The following is an 18,289-nucleotide window of genomic DNA, read 5'->3' on the forward strand; positions in this document are numbered from 1 at the left end:
AGGCGATTGCTGCGCTGCGGCAAGGGGCGCCCCGGTTATTTCCCGTAATAGTCGCGGAACCACGCCACGAATTTCGCGATCCCCTCGCGGACATTCGTCTGCGGACGGTATCCGGTAAGGCTTTGCAGAAGCGAGGCATCGGCCCATGTCGCGGGCACGTCGCCTTTCTGCATCTCCAAGTAATTGCGCTTTGCGGGGCGGCCCAGCTCGGCCTCCAGCGCATCGACGAAATCCAGAAGCTTCACCTTGTCGGAATTGCCGATATTGACGATCCGGTAGGGGGCCACGGGCGAGAGGCTGTCGCCCTCGGCGATCTCGTCGCGCGAGGCGGGGCGCTCGGGCACCGCGTCGATCAGCAGGCGGATGCCGCGCACGAGGTCTTCGACATAGGTGAAGTCGCGATACATCTCGCCATGGTTATAGATGTCGATCGGGCGGTCGTTCAGGATCGCATCGGTGAACTTGAACAGCGCCATGTCGGGACGGCCCCACGGCCCGTAGACCGTGAAGAAGCGGAACATGGTCGTCGGCAGGTTCCACAGATGAGCATAGGAATGGCCCATCGACTCGGTCGCCTTCTTCGTCGCCGCATAGATCGTCAGCTGCGTGTCTGCCTTGTCGGTCTCGGCATAGGGCATGTCCTCGTTCGCGCCGTAGACCGACGAGGTCGAGGCCATCAGCAGGTGCTCAACCTCGTGGCGGCGCGCGGCCTCCATCACGTTGAAGGTGCCCACGATATTCGCCTCGATATAGGCGCGGGGCTGTTCGAGGCTGTAGCGCACGCCGGCTTGAGCTGCGAGATGGACGATGATCTCGGGTTTGAACTCATCCGCCATCGCGTCGAAGGTCTCGAGGTCTTCGAGCATCCCCTCGGTCGCGGAGAAATTCGGGTTCTGCAGCAGCATCGCATGGCGGCGCTGTTTCAGGGCGACATCGTAATAGTCGGTCATCCCGTCATAGCCATGCACCCGGTAACCTTCGTCGAGCAGCAGCTTCGCCAGATGGTAACCGATGAAGCCCGCGGTGCCGGTGATCAGGATGCGCGTCATGAATGTCCCTCGCAAATACTGCATCTGCAGTAGCGAGAGGGGGGTGGGAAGGTCAAGCGAGGCGCAGAAAATGTCCCCGGGCAGAGGAGGGGGAACGGCAGCCCAAGCCACCGCCCGAAGCGCGAACGCGGGAGTTGCGTGCGCGGGGCAAACGCACTATACGCCCCCGGTGGCCCGACGGCCGCATCAGAATCAACGCAAAAAGCCGTGTCCCTTCCGCACTCGCTTCGGGAAGGTGTTCCGGCAAGGAGAAGCGATATGAAACTCAATGAACTGCGCGACAACGAAGGCGCGGCCCAGAAGAAAAAGCGCGTCGCCCGCGGTCCCGGCTCGGGCAAGGGCAAGATGGCTGGCCGTGGTATCAAAGGTCAGAAGTCGCGTTCGGGTGTGGCCCTGAACGGTTACGAAGGCGGCCAGATGCCGCTCTATCGTCGTCTTCCGAAGCGTGGCTTCACCAAGCCGAACGCGAAGAAGTTCAACGTCGTGAACCTCGGCCAGATCGAGAAATTCATCGAAGCCGGCAAGCTCGACGCGAAATCGGACATCACCGAAGACGCTCTGGTCGCGGCCGGTGTCGTGCGCCGCAAGCTCGATGGCGTGCGTGTTCTCGCCAAGGGCGACATCAAGTCGAAAGTGGCTCTGAAGGTCACCGGCGCTTCGAAATCGGCCATCGAGGCTGTCGAGAAGGCTGGCGGCTCGGTCACGGTGGCGCAGGCCGCTGAATAAGCTGTTGTGAGCGGGCCCCGGCCCGATTACATAGGCGAAGGTTTTCTAGGCGCCGCCGACCGGGAACCGGTTGGGCGGCGCTTTACATGAAAGAGACGAGCATATGGCATCTGCTGCAGAGCAAATGGCGGCGAACCTCAGCTGGGACGCCCTGGGCAAAGCCACCGAGCTGCGCCAGCGCATCTTCTTCACCATTGGTTTGCTGATCATCTACCGCCTTGGCACCTATATTCCGGTTCCGGGCATCGACGCGCAGGCACTGCGCGAATTCATGCAAAGCGCGGGCTCCGGCCTTGGCGGCGTGTTGTCGATGTTCACGGGCGGCGCACTCGGTCGGATGGGTGTCTTCGCACTCGGCATCATGCCCTATATCTCGGCCTCGATCATCATCCAGCTTCTGACCGCTCTGGTGCCCGCACTCGAGCAGATGAAGAAGGAAGGCGAGCAGGGCCGCAAGAAGATCAACCAGATCACGCGCTATGCGACCGTGGCCCTGGCGACCTTCCAGGCATGGGGGCTGGCCGTCTCGCTCGAGAAGGGCGATCTGGCACACGATCCGGGCCTGTTCTTCGTCGCAGCCGTGGTCATCACGCTCGTCGGCGGCACGATGTTCCTGATGTGGCTGGGTGAGCAGATCACCGCACGCGGCATCGGCAACGGCATCTCGCTCATCATCTTCGTCGGTATCGTCGCGGAAATCCCGGCGGCTCTGGCCCGCTTCCTCGAGCAGGGGCGCGCCGGTGCGATCTCCACTCCGGTGATCCTCGGGGTGATCCTGATGATCGCGATCGTGATCACCTTCGTCGTCTTCATGGAACGCGCGCTGCGCAAGATCCATATCCAGTATCCGCGCCGTCAGGTGGGGATGAAGGTCTATGACGGCGGCTCCAGCCACCTGCCGATCAAGGTGAACCCGGCGGGCGTCATCCCGGCGATCTTCGCCTCGTCGCTCCTGCTGCTGCCGACCACCATCGCGACCTTCTCGGGCCAGAACACCGGTCCCGTGATGTCGACGATCCTCGCCTATTTCGGCCCGGGTCAGCCGCTGTATCTGCTGTTCTACGTCGCGATGATCGTGTTCTTCGCCTATTTCTACACCGCGAACGTGTCGTTCAAATCGGACGAGGTCGCGGATAACCTGAAAAATCAGGGCGGCTTCGTGCCCGGCATCCGTCCCGGCAAGAAGACCGAGGAATATCTCGACTACGTCGTCAGCCGCGTTCTGGTGATCGGCTCTGCCTATCTCGCTGCGGTCTGCCTTCTGCCCGAGATCCTGCGTTCGCAGCTGTCCATCCCGTTCTACTTCGGCGGCACCTCGGTTCTGATCGTGGTCACCGTTTCGATGGACACCATCAACCAAATTCAGTCGCATCTTCTGGCCCACCAATACGAGGGTCTGATCGAGCGTTCGCAGCTTCGCGGCCGTTCGGGCAAGAAGAAGAAGGGGCCGCGCAAGCCGCCCGCGCGCCGCTAAATCCGCCAAGCGTTTTCAGGGGGAGCCGACATGGCAAATATCATTCTTCTCGGCCCGCCTGGCGCGGGCAAGGGCACCCAGGCCCGCCGTCTCGTCGAAGAGCGCGGCATGGTCCAGCTCTCGACCGGCGACATGCTGCGAGAGGCGAAGGACTCGGGCACCGAGATGGGCAATGTCGTCGCCGAAGTGATGGCCAAGGGCCAGCTGGTGACCGACGAGATCGTCATCGGTCTGATCGAGGAAAAGCTCGCCGCCGGTGGCGAAGGCTTCATTTTCGACGGCTTCCCGCGGACGCTGGGCCAGGCCGACGCCCTGGGCAAGCTGCTCGCCAAGATGGGCACCAAGCTCGACGCGGTGATTGAGATGCAGGTCGATGACGAGGCGCTTGTCGCCCGCATCACCGGCCGCTCGACCTGCGGTGGTTGCGGCGAGGTCTATCATGATCAGACCAAGCCCTGGCCCGCGGATGGCAAATGCGAGAAATGCGGCGGCACCGACGTGAAGCGTCGTGCGGATGACAACGAAGAAAGCCTGCGCACCCGGTTGATGGAGTATTACAAGAAGACCTCTCCACTGATCGGCTACTACTACCACGCGGGCGATCTGTTCACGATCGACGGGCTGGCCGAAATCGAGACCGTAGCGACCTCGATCGCGCGGATTCTCGACCAGCAAGGGTAATCGTAAAAGAAGCCTTGACCCGGAGGGCGTTTACCTCTAGGTCACGGCGTCTCCGATGAGAATCGTTTCCGAAAAGGGAGAGATTCCCTCGGGGAATAATCGTGGGGTCCGAAGCGCCAGTTTCGGGCCTCGTGTTGTGAAAAAAGGGCCTGGGGTTACGGGCTCGCAACGAAAGGATACACGCTTTGGCTCGTATTGCTGGCGTCAACATTCCGACCGGGAAACGCGTCCCGATCGCACTTACCTACATCACCGGGATCGGTCCCCATTCGGCTAAGCAGATTTGCGAAGCCACGGGTATCGACGTGACCCGTCGCGTCAACGAGCTTTCGGACTCCGAAGTGCTCGCGATCCGCGAACATATCGACGCCAACTACACCGTCGAGGGCGACCTGCGCCGTGAAGTTCAGATGAACGTCAAGCGCCTGATGGATCTCGGCTGCTACCGTGGCCTGCGTCATCGTCGCAACCTGCCCGTGCGCGGTCAGCGCACCCATACGAATGCGCGCACGCGCAAAGGCCCGGCGAAACCCATCGCTGGCAAGAAGAAGTAAGGGGAGGCAGGACAAATGGCTCGTGATAAGGTTCGCGCTAAGCGCAAGGAACGCAAGAACATCGCCGCTGGCGTCGTTCATGTGAACTCCTCGTTCAACAACACCAAAATCCTGATCTCTGACGTGCAGGGCAACGCGATCTCGTGGTCGTCGGCTGGCACGATGGGCTTCAAGGGCTCGCGCAAGTCGACCCCCTACGCCGCTCAGATGGCTGCGGAAGATGCGGCCAAGAAGGCTCAGGAACACGGTCTGCGCACCGTGGACGTCGAAGTTCAGGGTCCGGGTTCGGGTCGTGAATCGGCGCTGCGCGCGCTGGCTGCGGTCGGTCTGACCGTCACCTCGATCCGTGACGTGACCCCGATCGCCCATAATGGCTGCCGCCCGCCGAAGCGTCGCCGCGTCTAATCTAGATTACGACGGTCGGGCCGTGCGGGATTCCCGTGCGGCCCGACCGCATTTTTCGGTTTTATCCTCGGGCGTCCCCGACTTTGGGCATGGGTCTGGGACAGGTATGGAGGCAAACGCATGATCCACAAGAATTGGGCTGAACTCATCAAGCCGACGCAGCTTGAAATCAAGCCCGGCAACGACCCGCTGCGTCAGGCGACGATCGTCGCCGAACCGCTCGAGCGTGGCTTTGGCCTGACGCTCGGCAACGCGCTGCGCCGCGTACTGCTCTCGTCGCTTCAGGGCGCCGCGATCACCAGCGTCCAGATCGACAACGTGCTGCACGAGTTCTCGTCGGTCGCGGGCGTTCGTGAAGACGTGACCGATATCGTCCTGAACCTCAAGGGCGTGGCTCTGCGTATGGACGTTGAAGGTCCGAAGCGCCTCTCGATCTCGGCCAAGGGCCCGGGCGTCGTGACCGCTGGCGACATTACCGAGACCGCGGGCATCGAGGTCCTGAACAAGGATCACGTGATCTGCCACCTCGACGATGGCGCCGACCTGTTCATGGAATTGACCGTTAACACCGGCAAGGGCTACGTCGCCGCCGACAAGAACCGTCCCGAGGATGCGCCCATCGGCCTGATCCCCGTCGACGCGATCTATTCGCCGGTCAAGAAAGTCGCCTACGAAGTGCAGCCGACCCGTGAAGGTCAGGTTCTGGACTATGACAAGCTGACCATGAAGGTCGAGACCGACGGTTCGCTGTCGGCCGAGGACGCGGTGGCCTTCGCTGCCCGCATCCTGCAGGACCAGCTTTCGATCTTCGTCAACTTCGAAGAGCCGGAATCGGCTGGCAAGCAGGACCAGGACGACGGTCTCGAGTTCAACCCGCTTCTGCTGAAGAAAGTGGACGAGCTGGAACTGTCCGTGCGTTCGGCGAACTGCCTGAAGAACGACAACATCGTCTATATCGGCGACCTGATCCAGAAAACCGAAGCCGAGATGCTCCGCACCCCGAACTTCGGCCGCAAGTCGCTGAACGAGATCAAGGAAGTGCTCTCGGGCATGGGTCTGCATCTCGGGATGGAAGTCGAAGATTGGCCGCCGGAGAACATCGAAGATCTGGCCAAGCGTTTCGAAGACCAGTTCTGATTGACGAATTGAGGGGCGTTGGCTAAACGCCCCTCCAAATGCCCGGACTGCCGGGGACTATCTGGGTCACAAGACCCCAAGGTGAGTCGGTGACACGCATCGCCGGCCTGACAAAGCAAAACGCAAGATTGGAGAATGACAATGCGTCACGCACGTGGCTACCGCCGCCTCAACCGTACTCATGAGCACCGCAAGGCGCTCTTCGCCAACATGGCTGGCTCGCTGATCGAGCACGAGCAGATCAAGACGACCCTGCCGAAGGCGAAAGAACTGCGCCCGGTCATCGAGAAGCTGGTCACGCTCGCCAAGCGCGGCGATCTGCACGCTCGCCGTCAGGCGGCCTCGCAGCTCAAGCAGGACCAGTATGTCGCGAAGCTGTTCGACATCCTCGGCCCGCGCTACAAGGAGCGTCAGGGCGGCTACGTTCGCATTTTGAAAGCCGGTTTCCGTTACGGCGACATGGCGCCGATGGCGATCATCGAATTCGTCGACCGCGATCTGGACGCCAAAGGTGCTGCAGATAAAGCACGCGTCGAAGCCGAAGAGGCTGCAGAGGATTGATCCTCGCAGATGATTTCCCTTCGAAATCAACGAGTACTGGGAAATCCCGCCTTTTGGGCGGGATTTTCTTATTTCCGCCTGCATTTTCACGCAATTCTCGCGCAAAAGGTTATTGCGCAGGTGTGAAGCTTTCGCGAGTGTAAACGCGAGGGCGAGTGGGGACGTAAAGCCACTGTCGGAGCGAACTCCGCAGGGCGCGAACACTTTTAAGTTGACCGGGTTAATTCCAAACTGTCTAAAAAGATATGTCGATACAGAGCAGAATCGATTTGAAACTCCGTGACTTGGATCGTTTAGCTCCAGGTGGTTATTTTGTTGGACTGCATATTCGTTTTACGGCGCCGCTGATGACGTTCCAGACTTACGACAAGGCTTGGCTCGATCATTACACCGCAAACGGCTATGTGCTCCGCGACCCAATGACTGCTTGGGGGTTTAGCGAGACCGGCGCAATCCGGTGGAGCGACCCGCGGCTACCCGATCCTTTCCGTCTCTTCGATGAGGCCAAGAAATACGGTCTTATCTACGGGGCGACAGTCTCATGCGGCCCGATCCGGTCCCGTACTATCGCAAGCATGGCGCGCGATGATCGGGAATTCGACCTTACCGAGATCGAGACCTTCGAGCTTATCGTGCGTGAAATGCACGATATGACTGAACCGCCTGAGGAACTCACGCGAGCTCAGATCGAAGCCCTGCGCTGTGTTGCTGGGGGTGACCGACACGCGGCGGCGGCCGCGAAACTTGGAATTTCGGAAAGCGCGCTCAAGGCGCGGCTGAATTCTGCGCGCGCAAGACTGATGGCTCGGACGACCGCCGAAGCTATTCAGCGCGCAAAGGATTTCCGCCTGTTATAGTGTTGTTGACCCTCCGCACGGCTGTACTGTGTTAAACCTGCAGGAGGAAGACATGCAGACCACTACGCTTTCGTTCACCAATTTCCATAATCATGGTGAGCTATTCGCAAACATGCTGCGCGCACGTCGCGAGCTCTTCATCGTCCAGAACAAATGGGACCTCCCTGAAGCGATGGGCATGGAATATGATCAGTATGACACCCCGGCGAGCCGCTGGGTGGTGGTCCATGACGAACTGGGCAAGGTGCTGGCAGGCAACCGTCTCACGCCCACGACGGCAACCTGCGGGATCTACAGCTACATGATCCGCGACGCGCAGCGTGGGCTACTCGCGACGATCCCGTCCGATCTTCTCTATGACGAAGCTCCGGTCAGCGAGACCGTGTGGGAAAGCTCGCGTCTTTTCGTGTCGCACGACGTTCCGATGGCGCTGCGCCGCAAGGTCCATGCGCGTCTCGTGCAGGAAATCGGCAATTCCGCCCGGCAACTCGGCGCAAGCTCCGCCCTTACTCTTCTGAACGCGAATTGGCCGCGTTGGGCGGGTCGGGTTGGAGTGGACATGACGGCGATGGGGCCGGTCATGGAGATCGACGGGATCAAGAACCAGGTCGTGTCGATGGACTTTTCCCAGAACCTTCATTGAAAGCGTGGGGGAGATCAGAGCTCCCGTGCGACCCCACACGCACGGGGGCTTTTCGTGAGCCGAGCTAATCACTAGGTTCACGCCATCATGGCCGACCTATTCGACACGCCCCCCGATCCCTCCGCGCCTGCGTCCGAAGCGCCGCGCCCGCTCGCCGATCGCATCCGTCCCAAAACGCTGGGTGAGGTGATCGGTCAGGAGCAGGTGCTTGGCCCCGATGGGCCGCTGGGTGCGATGCTGGCCGCGGGCTCGCTTGGCTCGCTGATCCTTTGGGGGCCGCCCGGCGTCGGCAAGACGACCATCGCGCGACTGCTGGCCGATGCCTCCGACCGCGCCTTCGTACAGATTTCCGCAATCTTCACCGGCGTGCCGGAACTGCGCAAAGTTTTCGAAGCTGCCAAGCTTCGGCGCGGGCAGGGCAGGGGCACGCTCCTCTTCGTCGACGAGATTCACCGTTTCAACAAGGCGCAGCAGGACAGCTTCCTGCCGCATATGGAAGACGGCACGATCATGCTGGTGGGGGCCACCACCGAGAACCCGAGCTTCGAGCTGAACGCCGCTGTGCTGAGCCGGGCGCAGGTCATGGTACTCGAGCGGCTCGACCTCGCCGATCTGGAACGCCTCGCGCAGCGCGCCGAGAAGGCGCTCGGCCGTCCCCTGCCGCTGACCGGCAAGGCGCGCGAGGCGCTGCTGGAGATGGCCGATGGCGACGGGCGCGCGCTTCTGAACCTGATCGAGCAGGTCGCGGCATGGAAAGTGACCGGCAATCTCGACACGGACGCGCTCTCGACCCGACTGATGCGCCGCGCGGCGAAATACGACAAATCGGGCGACGAGCATTACAACCTGATCTCGGCGCTCCATAAATCTGTGCGCGGATCGGACCCGGATGCCGCGCTCTATTGGTTCGCGCGGATGCTGGAGGGCGGCGAGGATCCGCGCTACCTCGCGCGGCGCTTCGTGCGCATGGCGGTGGAGGATATCGGGCTCGCCGATCCGCAGGCCCAGACGCATGCGCTGCACGCGTGGGAAATCTACGAGCGCATCGGCTCGCCCGAGGGGGAGTTGGCGCTGGCGCAGACGGTGATCTATCTCGCACTCGCGCCAAAATCCAACGCGGGCTACGTCGCCTACAAGGGCGCGCGGGCGCAGGCGCAGAAGACCGGCTCGGAGCCGCCGCCGAAGCATATTCTGAACGCCCCGACCAAGCTGATGTCGGAACAGGGCTACGGCGCGGGCTACGCCTATGACCACGACGCCGAGGACGGCTTCTCGGGGCAGAACTACTTCCCCGACACGATGAAGCGCCCGGTCCTCTACCAGCCGGTCGAGCGTGGCTTCGAGCGCGAGTTGAAAAAGCGGGTCGACTGGTTTGCCAAGCTGCGCGAACAGCGCAAATCTTGACATTCAGGCCCGTGACCGCTCTTACGGCGCCAAAGGAGACAGCGATGCTTTCTACGATCTTGCAGGTCGCGCTTGGCGGCGCGATGGGCGCATCTGGGCGGTACCTCGTGGGCGTCGGGATGATGCGCAGCTTCGGCCCGCAGCCCTTCCCGCTGGGCGTGATCACGGTGAACATCCTCGGCTCGTTCCTGATGGGCGCGCTCGTGGTATTCCTTGGTGACAAGCAGCTGACCCATTGGAACGCCTTCCTAGCGACCGGCTTCCTCGGGGGCTTTACGACCTTCTCCTCCTTCTCGCTCGAAGCCTATCGCTTGATCGAGAAGGGCGACGTCACATTGGCAGTCAGCTATATCGGACTGTCGGTCGGCGCGGGGCTTCTAGGCCTCGTCGCGGGCATTCTACTTATGAGGGCCATGCTATGAGCGGCGTCCAGCATATCACCGTCACCGAGGAAGAGGGCGAACAGCGCCTCGACCGGTTCCTGAAAAAGCGGTTTCCGCATCTGTCCCAAGGCATGATCGAGAAGTTTTGCCGCAAGGGCGACCTGCGCGTGGACAAGGGCCGGGTAAAGGCCAATTCGCGCGTCGCGCCGGGGCAGGAAATCCGCGTGCCGCCGATCCCCGATTCCGCGCCCGCGCCGAAGACCGAGGGCATCTCGGAGGCGGATGCGAAATTCATCCAGAGCTGCGTGCTGTGGAAGGATGAACACATCATCGCGCTCAACAAACCGCCGGGGCTGCCCTCGCAGGGCGGCTCGGGGCAGGGCAACCGTCATGTCGACGGGCTGAGCGAGGCGCTGAAATTCGGCTACAAGGACAAGCCGAAGCTGGTGCATCGGTTGGACAAGGACACCTCCGGCGTTCTGCTGCTCGCGCGCACCGACCGCGTCGCGCGCCGCCTGTCAGAGGCGTTCCGCGGTAAGACCACCCGCAAGATCTATTGGGCGGCCGTCGCAGGCGCACCCGAACCGAAGACCGGAACGATCCGCTTCGGCCTCGTGAAGGCGCCGGGTCATGGCCGAGGTGGCGAGGGCGAGAAGATGATCTGCGTGCATCCCGCGAAGGTCGACAAGACCGAGGGCGCCAAGCGCGCGACTACCGATTATTTCACGCTGCACATCCTCGGGCAGCGGGTCAGCTGGGTCGCGCTGGTGCCGATCACCGGGCGCACCCACCAGCTGCGCGCACATATGGCCGAGATCGGCAACCCGATCATCGGTGACGGCAAATACGGCGGCTCGGGTCAGGAGAATCTCGGCGATGGCTGGGGCGCGCAGCTGGGAGGAGAAATCTCCCGCAAGCTGCATTTGCATGCGCGCCAGATCAGCTTCGATCATCCGATCAGCGGCAAGCGGATCACCCTGACCGCGCCGCTGCCCGAACATATGAAACGGACATGGGACCTGCTGGACTGGCACGAGAAAGACGTGCCCGCCGACCCGTTCGAGGATCTGGCATGAAACTTGCGATCTTCGACGTCGACGGCACGATCTCGGACAGCCAGAATCATATCACCCACGCGATGACGCTCGGGTTCGAGGCGGCAGGCCTTCCCGCGCCGGCCGCGTCCGAAGTGCTCCAGATTGTGGGCCTGTCGCTGCCGCTCGCGGTGGCACGGCTCGCGCCCGAGCACGATGCCGAGACGCAGGCGCGCATCGTCGAGGGCTACAAGCAAAGTTACATGACCACCCGCGCCGCCTCTCCCGCACCGCTCTATCCCGGGGCGGAGGCGCTCCTGCGCAAGCTCGCCGCGCGCGATGACATGCTGCTGGCGGTCGCCACCGGGAAATCCCGCCGCGGGTTGCGCGCGCTGATCGAGCATCACGGGCTGGACGGGCTGTTCGTCAGCCAACAGACCGCCGACGATCACCCCTCCAAGCCGCACCCGTCGATGATCGGCGCGGCGCTGAGCGAGACCGGCGTGGACGCACGCGACGCGGTGATGATCGGCGATACCAGCTTCGACATGGCGATGGGCCGCAGCGCGGGCGTCGCGACGATCGGCGTGCGCTGGGGCTACCATGCGCCACAGCTGCTAGAAGCGGCGGGCGCGCATCAGATGGTCGATGATTTCGACTCGCTGCAAACGACACTTCTGGACCTGTGGGAGATGAGCGCATGAGCGAATGGGCGGCGAAACGGTTCTGGAAAGAAACCACCGTCACCGAGCGTCCGGAAGGGTTCGGCGTGGCGCTTGATGGGCGTGCGGTGAAGACGCCGGCGAAAGCCGCGCTGACCGTGCCGACCCGTGCCTATGCCGAGGCGATCGCCGCCGAATGGGACGCGCAAGAGGGCGCGATCCAGCCCCACAAGATGCCGGTCACCCGTTCGGCCAACGCCGCGATCGACAAGGTCGCGCGCCAGCATTCCGAGGTTGTCGCCCATGTCTGCGAATTCGGCGGCACCGATCTTCTGTGCTACCGCGCCGAGGCGCCGGCGGAGCTGGTCGATCTTCAGGCCGAGAAATGGGATCCGCTGTTGGAGTGGGCCGCGCAGACCTATGGCGCAGCGCTCAAGGTCACGACGGGTATCCTGCCGGTCGATCAGCCTGCGGACCATCTGGCACGGCTGGAAGCGGAAGTCGCAGCCCTCGATCCGTTCGCGCTCGCGGCGCTCCACGATCTCGTGGGCATCACCGGCTCGCTCGTTCTGGGGCTGGCGGTAGCCCGCGGTCGGCTCTCGGCGGAAGAGGCGTGGGCGCTCTCGCGGCTCGACGAGGATTGGCAGATCGCGCAATGGGGGGAGGACGAAGAGGCGGCCGAGATCGCCGCACACAAGCGCGAGGCGCTGTGTGACGCGGCTCGAATCTGGTCGCTCGCCGAAAGGTGACCGCCCGGGATTCTTACGCCGCTTACGGACCTGCCAAAAGCATCATCACTTGCCGATGATTTGCGCAGCTACCCTCACGAAATCCGGAAACTAGCCTTGACCTTCTTTGATCGGATGGACCAAACTTTCGTTACTCCGTGTCATGGGACACGATCGACCAGGTCCGTGAGGGACCAAGAACCGCTCTGTCAGAGCGGCGACAACAGGAAGAGGTAAAAATGAAGAAATCCGTCTTTTTCGGCGCGCTGACGGCTGCGACGCTGACTGCCGGTCTGGCTGGCGCGGCCACGCTCGATGACGTGAAATCGCGCGGAGAGCTGATCTGCGGCGTGAACACCGGTCTCGTCGGCTTCGCCGCGCCGGATGCCAACGGTAACTGGTCCGGCTTCGACGTCGCGGTCTGCCAGGCCGTCGCCGCCGCTGTGCTGGGCGACCCCTCGAAGGTTAAGTATGTTCCCACCTCGGGCCAGACGCGCTTCACCGCGCTCGGTTCGGGCGAAGTGGACCTGCTGGCACGTAACACCACCTGGACCTTCTCGCGCGACACCGACCTCAAGCTCCAGTTCACCGCGACCAACTACTACGACGGTCAGGGCTTCATGGTGCGCAAGGACTCGGGCGTGACCTCGGCCAAGGAACTCGACGGCGCGTCGATCTGTATCCAGACCGGCACCACGACCGAGCTGAACCTTGCCGACTACTTCAAGGCCAACAACATGTCCTATCAGCCGATCACGGTTGATTCGAATGCCGAAGGCGAACAACAGTTCCTCGCTGGCGCTTGTGACGCCTACACCACCGACGCGTCCGGCCTCGCTGCCACCCGCGCCGCTTTCGCGAACCCGTCGGATTACGTGATCCTGCCGGAAATCATCTCGAAAGAGCCGCTGGCTCCCGCCGTCCGTCAGGGCGACGATCAGTGGACCGACATCGTCCGCTGGACCGTCTTCGCGCTGATCGCGGCCGAAGAATACGGCGTGACCTCGGCCAATATCGACGAGCTGGCCAAGGGCACCGACAACCCGGAAGTCAACCGCCTGCTCGGCACCGAGGGTGACCTCGGCGCGATGATTGGCCTCGACAAGACTTGGGCCGTCAACGCCATCAAGGCCAACGGCAACTACGGCGAGATCTTCGCTGCGACCATCGGCGAGCAGACCCCGATCGGTCTGGCCCGTGGCCTGAACGCACAATGGACCCAGGGCGGTCTGATGTACGCTCCTCCTTTCCGCTAAGGAGGGCCCGGCAGGGGCGCGGTTCAATCCGCGCCCCTGATCCGTTTTCAAGAGACCGTGCGTAGGGGAGACATCCCCGCAAGGGCCCGTAAGAATGGCCTTACAAAAACAGCGACGCGGCAACAGGGGAAATAAGAATGACAAGCGCGCCCGACGCGCCGGAGCAGGGCTTCCGGCTCAGCCAGCTTATCTATGACACGCGTTATCGCTCCCTGACGATCCAGGTGGTCGTCTTCATCCTCGTGATGGGCGGCGCGGCATGGCTGGTGGACAATGTGATCCAGAACCTCAACGATCTCGGGAAGGATTTCAATTTCTCCTTCCTCGGGCAGAGGGCCGGTTACGATATCGGCAATGCCATCATCCCGTATAACAACGACATGAGCCACGGCCGCGCGCTGCTGGTCGGTCTGATCAACACGCTCTGGGTGTCCTTCCTAGGCTGCGTCGCGGCGACGATCATCGGGATCTTCGTGGGCGTGCTGCGCCTCTCGAAGAACTGGCTCGTGGCGCGGCTGATGACCGTCTATGTCGAAGTCTTCCGCAACATCCCGGTGTTGCTCTGGATCCTCGTGGCGATCGCGCTGCTGACCGATGTGGCCCCGTCGCCCAACGCCTACAAGGTGAACCAGCAGACCGGCGAGGCGCAGGCGTCGATGATCCTCGACTCCGTCGCCTTCACCAACCGCTATACCGCGATCCCCGCGGTGCATTTCGACCGCTCGCTTGGATCGCTCGACACGGCTCTCGCGCCGATCTCGCTCGACTTCCTCGCGCTCGTGATCGTGCTGATCGCCTCGATCTGGGTGAACAAGCGGCTTATGACCCATGCCGCCAAAGTACAGGAGGCGACCGGGAAGAGGCCGACCACGTGGTGGAAGAGCATCCTCATCATTCTCGGGCCGGTGCTGATCCTCGCAATCGCGCTCGGCATCAATCCCGAAGAGCCGCAGATCAAGGGCTTCAACTTTACCGGCGGCACGAACGTGTCGAACTCCTTCGTGGCGCTCTGGCTGGGCCTGTCGCTCTATACGGCGGCCTTCATCGCCGAGATCGTTCGCGCCGGTATTCTCGCCATCTCGAAAGGCCAGACCGAGGCCGCCTTTGCGCTGGGTCTGCGGGCCAATCGCACGATGAGCCTCGTGATCCTGCCGCAGGCGCTGCGGGTCATCATCCCGCCGCTGATCTCGCAATATCTGAACCTGACGAAGAACTCCTCGCTCGCGATCGCCGTGGGCTACCTGGAACTGCGCGGCACGTTGGGCGGCATCACCCTGAACCAGACCGGGCGCGAGCTTGAGGCGATCACGCTGATGATGCTGATCTACCTCGCGATCTCGCTGACGATCTCGGGCGTGATGAACGTCTACAACAATCGCGTGAAGCTGAAGGAGCGGTGAGATGAGCGATACCGAAGCCCATTCCGTCGCCTATGTCCGCGACTCGATGCTGCCGCAGCAGCCGGCCCCCGCGGGGCAGTCCGGCGCGGTCCAATGGCTGCGCGAGAACCTGTTCTCGGGCTGGCTGAATACGCTGCTGACCCTTGTGGGCGTGGCGGTGATCTACACGCTGGTGATGCATTTCCTGCCGTGGTTCCTGCATGGCGTCTGGGACGCCAACTCGATCAAGGAGTGCCGCACGATCATCACCGACCGTTACGGCGAAGGCGCGACCGGCGCCTGCTGGGCGGTGATCCGCGAGCGGTGGCACCAGTTCATCTTCGGCTTCTACCCGCCGGAGCTCTACTGGCGTCCGATTCTCGCCTTCCTGCTGCTCTTCGTGGCGGTCGGCCCGCTTCTCTTCACTTGGGTGCCGCGTGCGCTGGCGTGGTTCACGCCGGTCTACCCGTTCCTCGCCGTATGGCTGCTCTGGGGCGGCACCGGTTGGGCCCCGGTCATGGTGTTCGCGGGTTTCTTGCTGGGCGGGGCGATCTTGATGCTGCTCGCATCGCGGATCGGTTCCATCGCGGCCTTCTCTGTCGGTGCTTTCGTGACGATCCTCTATTTCCTCTTCGTGGTGGGCCCGCTGATCGGCGGTCTGCAGGCGATCCTCCCATGGGGGATCGAGCCGGTGGAATCCGCCAAGTTCGGGGGCTTCCTGCTGGCGATCACGCTGGGCGTGGGCGGCATCATGATGTCGCTGCCGCTGGGGATCATCCTTGCACTCGGGCGTCAGTCGGACATGCCGCTGGTCAAGGCCTTCTCGGTGATCTTCATCGAGTTCATCCGCGGCGTGCCGCTGATCACGCTGCTGTTCGTAGCCTCGCTGCTGCTGAACTACTTCCTGCCGCCGGGCACGAATTTCGACATCATCCTGCGGGTGATGATCCTCGTGACTTTCTTCGCCGCGGCCTATATCGCCGAGGTGATCCGCGGCGGTCTCGCGGCACTTCCGCGGGGCCAATACGAAGCGGCGGATGCGCTGGGGCTCGACTACTGGAAGGCGCAGCGGCTGATCATCCTGCCGCAGGCGCTGAAGATCTCGATCCCGGGCATCGTCTCGACCTTCATCGGCATGTTCAAGGATACGACGCTAGTCGTGTTCGTGGGTCTCTTCGACCCGCTCAAGGGCATCCCGGACTTCATCCGCGCCGACTTCAACTGGAAAGGCATCTACTGGGAGCCCTTCATCTTCGTCGGCGCCATCTTCTTTATCCTGAACTTCGCAATGTCGCGCTACTCGATGTCTCTCGAGCGTCGACTGCAGCGTGATAACCATTAATCGGGGACTAGACACAATGACCGAACCGCATTTCGAACGTCAGGTCGACCGCAGCCACATGCAGGTCTCCGACGAGGTTGCGATCCAGATCGAGAACATGAACAAGTGGTATGGCCAGTTTCACGTCCTGCGCGACATCGATCTGACCGTGCAGCGCGGCGAGCGCATCGTCATCGCCGGGCCCTCCGGCTCGGGGAAATCGACGCTGATCCGCTGCATTAACCGGCTCGAGGAGCACCAGCAGGGCAAGATCATCGTCGACGGAATCGAACTGACCAACGACCTGAAGAACATCGACAAGATCCGTCGGGAAGTCGGCATGGTGTTCCAGCACTTCAACCTGTTCCCGCATCTCACGATCCTCGAGAACCTGACGCTCGCCCCGATCTGGGTGCGCAAGACGCCCAAGAAGGAAGCCGAAGCGACGGCGATGCATTACCTCGAGAAGGTGAAAATCCCCGAACAGGCGGACAAGTATCCCGGCCAGCTCTCGGGCGGCCAGCAGCAGCGTGTGGCGATCGCGCGTTCGCTGTGCATGAAGCCGCGCATCATGCTCTTCGACGAACCGACCTCGGCACTCGATCCGGAGATGATCAAGGAAGTGCTCGATACGATGATCGAGCTGGCCGAAGAGGGGATGACCATGCTCTGCGTGACCCACGAGATGGGCTTCGCGCAGGCGGTGGCGAACCGGGTGATCTTCATGGCCGACGGTCAGATCGTCGAGCAGAACAACCCGCATGACTTCTTCAACAACCCGAAATCCGAGCGGACCCAGCAGTTCCTGAGCCAGATCCTCGGGCACTGAGCCAAGGCTGCGGGCAGAGGCTGGGGGTTTCATACCCCCAGACCCCCATGGGATATTTCCGCCAAGGCGAAGAATTAAAAGAGGGGCGGCGCGAATAATCGTGCCGCCCCTGTTCTATATTCGGGTCTGATTTAAAGCAGGTCGGAAACCGCTTCGCGCTCTTCTTCCAGTTCGCCGACGGTGCGTGCCATCATCTCTTTCTGGAAGTCGTTGAACTCGAGCCCTTCGACGCGCTCGTAATGGCCATCCTTGCAGATCACCGGCAGACCGACCATCAGCCCCTCGGGGATGCCGTAGAGGCCGGTCGACGGCACGGCCATCGACACCCATTTGCCATCGGTGCCGTGGATCCAGTCATGCATGTGATCGATAGCGGCATTCGCGGCGGAGGCGGCCGAGGAGGCGCCGCGCGCTTCAATGATCGCCGCGCCACGGGTGGCGACCTGCGGGATCAGCGTTTCGCGATACCAGGTCTCGTCGCCGATAATCTCGGAGAGCTTGCGGCCCTTCGCTTCGGCTTCGGTCCAATCGGCGAACATGGTGGGCGAGTGGTTGCCCCAGACCACGAAGCGCTCGATGTCGTCGACATGCAGATCGGCTTTCGACGCGAACTGGGTCAGCGCGCGGTTATGGTCGAGCCGGATCATCGCCGTGATGTTCTCGGTGGGGAAGTTCGGCGCGTTGGCCGCGAGGATCATCGCGTTGGTGTTGGCCGGGTTGCCCACGACCACGCATTTCGCGTCGCGCTTGGCAGCCTTGTCGAGCGCTTCACCCTGCACGCGGAAGATCTCGGCGTTGGCCGACAGCAGGTCGCGGCGCTCCATGCCTTTGGTGCGGGGGCGCGAGCCCACGAAGAACGCGGCATCGATATCGGTGAAGGCGGTCACCGGGTCATCGGTCACGACTGTCCCTGCGAGCAGCGGGAAAGCGCAGTCTTCCAGTTCCATCACGACGCCGCGCACCGCGTCGAGCGCCTGCGGCAGGTCGAGAAGCTGCAAGATCACCGGTTGATCGGGACCGTAGACATCCCCCTTGGCGATGCGAAACAGCAGCGCGTAGCAGATCTGACCGGCAGCCCCGGTGACGGCGATGCGTTTCGGCGTTTGAGCGGACATGGAAACCCTCCTGTGATGATTACGCCCGAGAGATAGGGCACCGGCGCGCGACTGGCCACAGAAAACCGTGTCCCGACGTCACGATCATGGG

The 18,289-nt window shown here is 62.5% G+C and carries 20 protein-coding genes; 18 read left to right on the top strand and 2 right to left on the bottom strand.

Annotated elements, in window-relative coordinates; all coding sequences use genetic code 11:
* Positions 1-35 precede the first annotated feature (35 nt).
* Positions 36-1,049 (bottom strand): NAD-dependent epimerase/dehydratase family protein, encoded by a 1,014-nt coding sequence (locus tag B6V72_RS16000; RefSeq protein WP_088735995.1) that lies wholly within the window; start codon positions 1,047-1,049, stop codon positions 36-38.
* Positions 1,050-1,307: 258 nt separating this feature from the next.
* On the opposite strand from B6V72_RS16000, the gene rplO reads away from it, so the two are divergent.
* From rplO to B6V72_RS16090, 18 genes are all read left to right on the top strand, one after another.
* Positions 1,308-1,775, top strand: coding sequence for a 50S ribosomal protein L15 (gene rplO, locus B6V72_RS16005; protein ID WP_075775944.1), 468 nt, complete (start codon positions 1,308-1,310; stop codon positions 1,773-1,775).
* Between the two features lie 103 nt (positions 1,776-1,878).
* On the top strand, positions 1,879-3,249 hold the full coding sequence (gene secY, locus B6V72_RS16010) for a preprotein translocase subunit SecY (RefSeq protein ID WP_075775945.1): 1,371 nt from the start codon (positions 1,879-1,881) through the stop codon (positions 3,247-3,249).
* A 30-nt stretch (positions 3,250-3,279) separates the two neighbouring features.
* On the top strand, positions 3,280-3,930 hold the full coding sequence (locus tag B6V72_RS16015) for an adenylate kinase (RefSeq protein ID WP_075775946.1): 651 nt from the start codon (positions 3,280-3,282) through the stop codon (positions 3,928-3,930).
* 185 nt (positions 3,931-4,115) lie between these two features.
* Positions 4,116-4,484, top strand: a complete 369-nt coding sequence (rpsM, locus tag B6V72_RS16020) for a 30S ribosomal protein S13 (RefSeq protein ID WP_075775947.1) — start codon at positions 4,116-4,118, stop codon at positions 4,482-4,484.
* A 15-nt stretch (positions 4,485-4,499) separates the two neighbouring features.
* Positions 4,500-4,889, top strand: coding sequence for a 30S ribosomal protein S11 (gene rpsK, locus B6V72_RS16025; protein ID WP_038076914.1), 390 nt, complete (start codon positions 4,500-4,502; stop codon positions 4,887-4,889).
* 120 nt (positions 4,890-5,009) lie between these two features.
* Positions 5,010-6,026, top strand: a complete 1,017-nt coding sequence (locus B6V72_RS16030; protein WP_075775948.1) for a DNA-directed RNA polymerase subunit alpha — start codon at positions 5,010-5,012, stop codon at positions 6,024-6,026.
* A 141-nt stretch (positions 6,027-6,167) separates the two neighbouring features.
* Complete coding sequence (gene rplQ / locus B6V72_RS16035) at positions 6,168-6,587, top strand: 50S ribosomal protein L17 (RefSeq protein ID WP_075776021.1); 420 nt, start codon at positions 6,168-6,170, stop codon at positions 6,585-6,587.
* A gap of 245 nt (positions 6,588-6,832) precedes the next feature.
* Positions 6,833-7,444, top strand: a complete 612-nt coding sequence (locus B6V72_RS16040) for an autoinducer binding domain-containing protein (protein ID WP_088725634.1) — start codon at positions 6,833-6,835, stop codon at positions 7,442-7,444.
* Between the two features lie 52 nt (positions 7,445-7,496).
* The gene (locus tag B6V72_RS16045) at positions 7,497-8,087 is read left to right on the top strand and encodes an acyl-homoserine-lactone synthase (RefSeq protein ID WP_075775950.1); all 591 of its coding nucleotides are present in this window, start codon (positions 7,497-7,499) and stop codon (positions 8,085-8,087) included.
* Positions 8,088-8,174: 87 nt separating this feature from the next.
* Positions 8,175-9,491 carry a replication-associated recombination protein A gene (locus B6V72_RS16050; protein WP_088735996.1) on the top strand — a complete coding sequence of 439 codons (1,317 nt, stop codon included), beginning with the start codon at positions 8,175-8,177 and terminating at the stop codon, positions 9,489-9,491.
* A gap of 44 nt (positions 9,492-9,535) precedes the next feature.
* The gene (crcB, locus tag B6V72_RS16055) at positions 9,536-9,913 is read left to right on the top strand and encodes a fluoride efflux transporter CrcB (protein ID WP_075775952.1); all 378 of its coding nucleotides are present in this window, start codon (positions 9,536-9,538) and stop codon (positions 9,911-9,913) included.
* Positions 9,910-10,950: an RluA family pseudouridine synthase gene (locus B6V72_RS16060; RefSeq protein ID WP_088720339.1), complete on the top strand. Its 1,041-nt coding sequence runs from the start codon at positions 9,910-9,912 to the stop codon at positions 10,948-10,950. The genes crcB and B6V72_RS16060 overlap by 4 nt, the downstream gene beginning before the upstream one ends.
* Positions 10,947-11,612 (top strand): HAD-IA family hydrolase, encoded by a 666-nt coding sequence (locus B6V72_RS16065; protein WP_088735997.1) that lies wholly within the window; start codon positions 10,947-10,949, stop codon positions 11,610-11,612. The genes B6V72_RS16060 and B6V72_RS16065 overlap by 4 nt, the downstream gene beginning before the upstream one ends.
* On the top strand, positions 11,609-12,319 hold the full coding sequence (locus tag B6V72_RS16070; protein ID WP_088722965.1) for an ATP12 family protein: 711 nt from the start codon (positions 11,609-11,611) through the stop codon (positions 12,317-12,319). Before B6V72_RS16065 ends, B6V72_RS16070 begins: the two co-directional genes overlap by 4 nt.
* A 218-nt stretch (positions 12,320-12,537) precedes the next feature.
* Positions 12,538-13,554: an amino acid ABC transporter substrate-binding protein gene (locus B6V72_RS16075; protein ID WP_075775956.1), complete on the top strand. Its 1,017-nt coding sequence runs from the start codon at positions 12,538-12,540 to the stop codon at positions 13,552-13,554.
* Positions 13,555-13,691: 137 nt separating this feature from the next.
* Positions 13,692-14,954, top strand: a complete 1,263-nt coding sequence (locus tag B6V72_RS16080; protein ID WP_075775957.1) for an ABC transporter permease subunit — start codon at positions 13,692-13,694, stop codon at positions 14,952-14,954.
* Position 14,955: 1 nt separating this feature from the next.
* Entirely contained in the window at positions 14,956-16,275 is a 1,320-nt protein-coding gene (locus B6V72_RS16085) for an amino acid ABC transporter permease (RefSeq protein ID WP_075775958.1), read from the top strand.
* 16 nt (positions 16,276-16,291) lie between these two features.
* Positions 16,292-17,083 carry an amino acid ABC transporter ATP-binding protein gene (locus B6V72_RS16090; protein WP_075775959.1) on the top strand — a complete coding sequence of 264 codons (792 nt, stop codon included), beginning with the start codon at positions 16,292-16,294 and terminating at the stop codon, positions 17,081-17,083.
* A 131-nt stretch (positions 17,084-17,214) separates the two neighbouring features.
* On the opposite strand, the gene B6V72_RS16095 is transcribed toward B6V72_RS16090, so the two are convergent.
* Positions 17,215-18,198: a malate dehydrogenase gene (locus B6V72_RS16095; protein WP_075775960.1), complete on the bottom strand. Its 984-nt coding sequence runs from the start codon at positions 18,196-18,198 to the stop codon at positions 17,215-17,217.
* Positions 18,199-18,289: the final 91 nt, after the last annotated feature.

Origin of the sequence: Thioclava sp. F34-6 (genome assembly GCF_002213235.1) — a bacterium.
Classification (GTDB): domain Bacteria; phylum Pseudomonadota; class Alphaproteobacteria; order Rhodobacterales; family Rhodobacteraceae; genus Thioclava; species Thioclava nitratireducens.